Genomic DNA, 5,835 nt, shown 5'->3' on the forward strand with positions numbered 1-5,835 from the left:
GGATTGTAGCGCGGCGTGAAATGGGTCGCGACGTCGTAGTCGGGGCCGAGCGCCATCTGCACGCCCTTGAGGATGAGGTCCTTCACCTTCGCGGGCCGGCGCCGGCTGAGCTGGAAGAAGAACATCCCCCACATCACGTTGCGCCAGCGGATCAGGTGGTAGGCCAGCCGCGCCGGAAGATTGCGGCGCAGCTTGTTGGCGAACGGATCCTGCGCCGGGCGCGACACCACATAGGTCGGGGAGCGCTGGAGCATGGTGACGTGGGCCGCCTTCCTGGCGAGCTCCGGCACCAGCGTCACCGCGGTCGCGCCCGAGCCGATCACGACCACGCGCTTGCCGGCATAATCGATGTCCTCGGTCCATTTCTGCGGATGCACGATGCGGCCGGCGAAATCCGCCACGCCCTTGAACTCCGGCGTGTAGCCCGCCTCGTATTTGTAATAGCCCGAGCACATGAACAGGAAATTGCAGGTGAAGCGCACGATTTCGGACGCGCCCTCACCCGCGGTGCGCTCCGCCTCGACGGTCCAGCGCGCCTCACTCCTCGACCACGCCGCGCGCCTGACACGATGGCGGAAGCGGATGTGCTTCTCGATGCCGTTCTCGGCTGCGGTCTCGCGCACATAGTTCAGGATCTGCGGGCCGTCGGCGATCGCCTTCGGATCGGTCCACGGCTTGAAGGAATAGCCGAGCGTGAACATGTCGCTGTCGGAACGGATGCCGGGATAGCGGAACAGATCCCAGGTGCCGCCGATACAGTCGCGTCCCTCCAGGATGACGTAGCTCCTGCCCGGGCACCTGCTTTGAAGATGATAGCCCGCGCCGATGCCGGACAGGCCGGCACCGACGATCAGCACGTCGAAATGTTCTTTGGCTTCGATCATGGCGTTCTCCCGCCGCACAGGATGGGCGGCGCCGCGCCGAATTGCAACCGTCAGGGGATGGTCGCGCCGTAGACACAGGCGGTGTCGAAATACTCGTGGAATTCGACTGCCTTGCCGTCCTTGAAGCGCCAGAAATCCACCTTCGGCGTCTTCGCGACCTTTTTGGTCTTCTTGTTGGTCCACGCGCATTCGCCGAGCGCGACGACGGTATCGCCCTGCGCGACGTACTCGTTCATCGTGTAGTACTGCATGCTCCAGTCGGCCAGCAGGCCGTCGAAATAGCCGCGCAGCTCGGTACGGTCGTCATAACGCTTGGCAAAAGGCACCGGCTCGGCACCCCGCGGAATCGAATCGAACTTGATCTGCGGGCCGATGACCTTGTCGAACCAATAGTCGACGCTGGCTCCCTTGCTGTCGTTCCACTGGCGATAGGCTTCCTTCAACAGCTGAACGTTGGCTTCGCTGGACATCGCATTCCCTCCATATGCATTCTGAAAATGAACTGGGAAAGGCGGCCGCCCGCTTCGAAAGTGGCAGGCTTGTTTTGGCTCTACCTCCGAGCGTACCATAGAGAATGGCGACAAAAAAAGCCCCGGATCGCTCCGGGGCTTTCGTGTCGCAGCTGGATAAATTCTCAGTAGCGGTAGTGATCGCTCTTATACGGGCCTTCCTGCTTGACGCCGATGTAGTCGGCCTGGTCCTTGCGCAGCTCGGTGAGCTTGACGCCGATCTTGGCGAGGTGCAGGCGCGCGACCTTCTCGTCGAGGGTCTTCGGCAGCACGTAGACTTCCTTCTTGTACTTGCCGTCCTTGTTGTTGGCGAACAGCTCGATCTGCGCCAGCGTCTGGTTGGTGAAGGAGGCCGACATCACGAAGGACGGATGGCCCATCGCGTTGCCGAGGTTCACCAGGCGGCCCTCCGACAGCATGATGATGCGGTGCTTGTCGGGGAATTCGATCTCGTCGACCTGCGGCTTGATGTTGGTCCACTTCAGGTTACGCAGACCCGCGATCTGGATCTCGTTGTCGAAGTGGCCGATGTTGCAGACGATGGCGCGATCCTTCATCGCGCGCATGTGCTCGATGGTGATGATGTCCTTGTTGCCGGTGGCGGTGACGAAGATGTCGGCGCGGGGCGCGGCGTCTTCCATGGTCACGACCTCGTAGCCTTCCATCGCCGCCTGGAGCGCGCAGATCGGATCGACTTCCGACACCATCACGCGGCAGCCGGCCTGGCGCAGCGAGGCGGCCGAGCCCTTGCCGACGTCGCCGAAGCCCGCGACCATCGCGACCTTGCCCGACATCATCACGTCGGTGCCGCGGCGGATGCCGTCGACCAGCGATTCACGGCAGCCATAGAGGTTGTCGAATTTCGACTTGGTGACGCTGTCGTTGACGTTGATGGCCGGCCACAGCAGCGTGCCCGCCTTCTGCATGTCATAGAGACGATGCACGCCCGTGGTGGTCTCTTCGGAAACGCCCTTGATGCTCTTGGCGATCTCGGCGAAGTAGCCCTTTGGCTTTTCCTTGAGCTGCTTCTTCAGAAGCGCGAAGAAGACTTCCTCTTCCTCGGAGCCGGGCTTGTCGAGGAAGGCGGTGTCGCCGTTCTCGGCGCGCAGACCGAGATGGACGTACATGGTGGCGTCGCCGCCGTCGTCGAGGATCATGTTCGGGTGACCGCCGCCGTGCCAGTCGAACAGGCGCGAGGTGTAGTCCCAGTACTCAGCGAGCGTCTCGCCCTTGACCGCGAACACCGGGATGCCGGCGGCCGCGATCGCCGCCGCGGCGTGGTCCTGCGTCGAATAGATGTTGCAGGAGACCCAGCGAATGTCGGCGCCGAGGGCTGCCAGCGTCTCGATCAGCACGCCGGTCTGGATCGTCATGTGCAGCGAGCCGGCGATACGCGCGCCCTTGAGCGGCTGCTTCGGGCCGAACTCCTCGCGGGTGGCCATCAGGCCGGGCATCTCGGTCTCGGCGAGCGAGAGTTCCTTGCGGCCGAAATCGGCGAGCGAAATGTCCTTGACGATGTAATCGGTGAAGCCGGGCTTCGCGTTCATAGGGGGTTCCTGTTTGTTTGGCTCGTCATTCCGGGTCGCTCGTGAAACGAGCGAACCCGGAATCCGGAGGATCGAGATTCCGGGTTCGCCGCTGTCGCAGCGCTCCGGAATGACGCAAGTGAACTAGAGCGCGCGCTTGAGCGGCTCGACCAGATCGGTCTTCTCCCAGGAGAAGCCGCCCTCGTTGTCGGGCGTGCGGCCGAAATGGCCGTAGGCCGAGGTGCGGGCGTAGATCGGGCGGTTGAGGTCGAGATGGCTGCGGATGCCGCGCGGCGTGAGATCCATCGCCTGCGCCGCCGCCTTCTCGAGCTGATCCTCCGGCACCTTACCGGTGCCGTGGGTGTCGATGTAGATCGACAGCGGGCGCGCCACGCCGATGGCGTAGGCGAGCTGCAGCGTGCAGCGGTCGGCAAGACCGGCCGCGACGATGTTCTTGGCGACGTAGCGCGCGGCGTAAGCCGCCGAGCGGTCGACCTTGGTCGGATCCTTGCCGGAGAACGCGCCGCCGCCATGCGGGGCCGCGCCGCCATAGGTGTCGACGATGATCTTGCGGCCGGTCAGGCCGGAGTCACCGTCGGGACCGCCGATGTAGAACTTGCCGGTCGGGTTGATGTGCCAGATGGTCTTGCCGTTGATCCAGTCCTTCGGCAACGCCTCGCGCACATAGGGCTCGACAATGTCGCGAACCTGCTTGGAGGTGAGGTCCTCGACCAGATGCTGGTGCGAGACCACGATCTCGCGGACGCCGACAGGCTTGCCGTTCTCGTACTGCACGGTGACCTGGCTCTTGGAGTCCGGACCCAGCACCTTCTCGCGGCCGGAGTGGCGCGCCTCGGAGATGAGGCGGAGGATCTTGTGGGCATAGAAGATCGGCGCCGGCATCAGATCCGGCGTCTCGTTGGTGGCGTAGCCGAACATGATGCCCTGGTCGCCCGCGCCCTCTTCCTTGACCTCGCCCGGCTGAAGCGCGTCGACGCCCTGGGCGATGTCGGCCGACTGCGGATGCAGCAGGATCTCGATGTCGCAGGTCTTCCAGTGGAAGCCTTCCTGCTCGTAGCCGATGTCCTTGATCGCGTTGCGGACGACGCCTTCGATCTGCTCGTTGGTGACGGAGGCAGGACCGCGGGTCTCACCCGCGATCACCACCTTGTTGGTGGTCGCGAGCGTCTCGCAGGCGGCGCGGATCGCCCATGGGTCGATGCCGGCCTTCGGCCCCTCGCGGTAGAACAGATCGACGATCTCATCGGAGATCCGGTCACAGACCTTGTCCGGGTGGCCCTCAGACACGGACTCGCTGGTGAAGAGATAGGACGCGCGCATCAAGTAACCCCTTGTTCCGCCTCATCAGGACGGTCGTTTGCGATGTTTACTCTAGGATTCTGTCAATCACGCCGTCGCGAGATGACGTAGGATTCGTCGAAAAACCAGAGCCCGTTGTACTTTCGCAGTACATCCCTGGCGGCATCCAGAGTGCGGCCGTTTTGAGTCATTTCTGTCAATCGGTCGTCCTCAATCTGAGCGACATACACCGCCGCATTCCACGCTGCAAAGGCTGTCGAGGTTCCGATGGTGCCGGTCACCTCGTTGGGCAGCGCTTCCATATCATACCGGAAGATCGAACGGTTATCGGCGTAAGCGTTAAAATTGAGGTCCCGCCCCACCGAGCCGAGCTCGTATTTCACCGCGCGCAATAGCTCATGACGGCTCACTGAGAAAGGATTTTCTCCAGGCCAGACCGCCTGGATGATCTCTATCCCCGGATCCTGCCCGTGGGAGTGAATCCCGATCAGCCGGCCACCGGGCCGCAACGCCCGCGCCAGGGGCGCAATGATGCGTTTTGCACGGAAATTAACCGAAGATTTGGCCCGATAGGGCTGCGAGGCGATGACCAGGTCGAAATTGGCCTCGGTCCGGCCCGGCCGGGGGATCGTCGAATCAAGCAGGAATCGGTGGTCTTCCCGGTAGAGCACCAGCACCACCGGCCGCTCGTACAGCGGCATTCCGGTCCGCGGGCTGACCGCCGCGCGCCAGTTCTGCTCCAGAAATGGTTTCAGATCGGCGATCTGGGTCTCGAAGTCGCCGGACGCATCGCCCCGCAAGGCCACCTCGTGCCAGACCGTCGCGGCCGCCGCCGCCGGCGAGGCCGGCGTCAGCCAGGGCGCCTCGGCGTAGTACATGTTGGTGAAGACGAACACCGAGGCGGGATGCTCGAACAGCCGGTCCGGCACCTTCTCCAACGTCAGGCGGACATCTTCGAGGCTCAGCTCCTTGCCCGCGACATAGAACGGCATATGCGGAAAATACCGATGCATCGCGCGCAGCGTCCGCGCCAGCACCGTGCCGTCGCCGACGCCGGCGTCGAACACGCGCAGCGCCGGCGGCCGCGGATGGAGGCTGGCAAGCTCCAGCGCAACCCTGTCGGCGATCACGCGCTTCTCGCTGCAGGTGTGGACGAACAGCAGGTATTTCTGCCGGTTCTCGAAGAAGCGGAAATTGCCGCGCGGATCGCGCTTCTCCGGCGGCACCTGAAGCCCCCGCGGCGGCGGCATCCCGCCGGGCATGGACGCCGCCATATAGGCCTGGATCCGCTCCAGCGTGTCGATGGTGATGCGCTTGCCCTCGCGCAAGCGATGCACCAGCTTGCCGTCATTCACCGCGCGACGCCCGAACGTCGACTCCRCCATGTCCGCCTTGCGGCAGAATTCGGTGATCTGGCTGAGAATCTCGTCGTTTTTCATGGGCGGGATGGGATGGGACGTGGTGGGCAGCGGGAGTCGGCCAAAGGGTCCTAGCATCATCTGCCCAACCGGGGAAATCGTTGCCACACCCTCCGTGTCGTCCCGGCGAAGGCCGGGACCCACCGCGAAATCCATCGATTACGATCGATAGGAGTAC

5 protein-coding genes are annotated in these 5,835 nt (G+C 63.6%); all 5 read right to left on the reverse strand.

Annotation, left to right across the window (positions count from 1 at the left end; translation table 11 throughout):
• Positions 1-884 (reverse strand): flavin-containing monooxygenase (locus tag ACXJL8_RS31700; RefSeq protein WP_456686207.1); only part of this gene is annotated, 884 nt, incomplete at its 3' end.
• Between the two features lie 50 nt (positions 885-934).
• On the reverse strand, positions 935-1,354 hold the full coding sequence (locus tag ACXJL8_RS31705) for a nuclear transport factor 2 family protein (RefSeq protein ID WP_027545109.1): 420 nt from the start codon (positions 1,352-1,354) through the stop codon (positions 935-937).
• Between the two features lie 164 nt (positions 1,355-1,518).
• Positions 1,519-2,940, reverse strand: a complete 1,422-nt coding sequence (gene ahcY, locus ACXJL8_RS31710) for an adenosylhomocysteinase (protein ID WP_456686208.1) — start codon at positions 2,938-2,940, stop codon at positions 1,519-1,521.
• A 123-nt stretch (positions 2,941-3,063) separates the two neighbouring features.
• Positions 3,064-4,260: a methionine adenosyltransferase gene (gene metK, locus ACXJL8_RS31715; protein ID WP_456620965.1), complete on the reverse strand. Its 1,197-nt coding sequence runs from the start codon at positions 4,258-4,260 to the stop codon at positions 3,064-3,066.
• 62 nt (positions 4,261-4,322) lie between these two features.
• On the reverse strand, positions 4,323-5,678 hold the full coding sequence (locus ACXJL8_RS31720) for a hypothetical protein (RefSeq protein ID WP_456686209.1): 1,356 nt from the start codon (positions 5,676-5,678) through the stop codon (positions 4,323-4,325).
• Positions 5,679-5,835 lie beyond the last annotated feature (157 nt).

The organism is Bradyrhizobium sp. P5_C11_2 (assembly GCF_054049755.1).

Bases quoted from the DNA above. Each gene is read 5' to 3' on its own strand.
- ACXJL8_RS31705 (WP_027545109.1), bottom strand. From the start codon at position 1,354: ATGTCCAGCGAAGCCAACGTTCAGCTGTTGAAGGAAGCCTATCGCCAG.
- ahcY (WP_456686208.1), bottom strand. From the start codon at position 2,940: ATGAACGCGAAGCCCGGCTTCACCGATTACATCGTCAAGGACATTTCG.
- metK (WP_456620965.1), bottom strand. From the start codon at position 4,260: ATGCGCGCGTCCTATCTCTTCACCAGCGAGTCCGTGTCTGAGGGCCAC.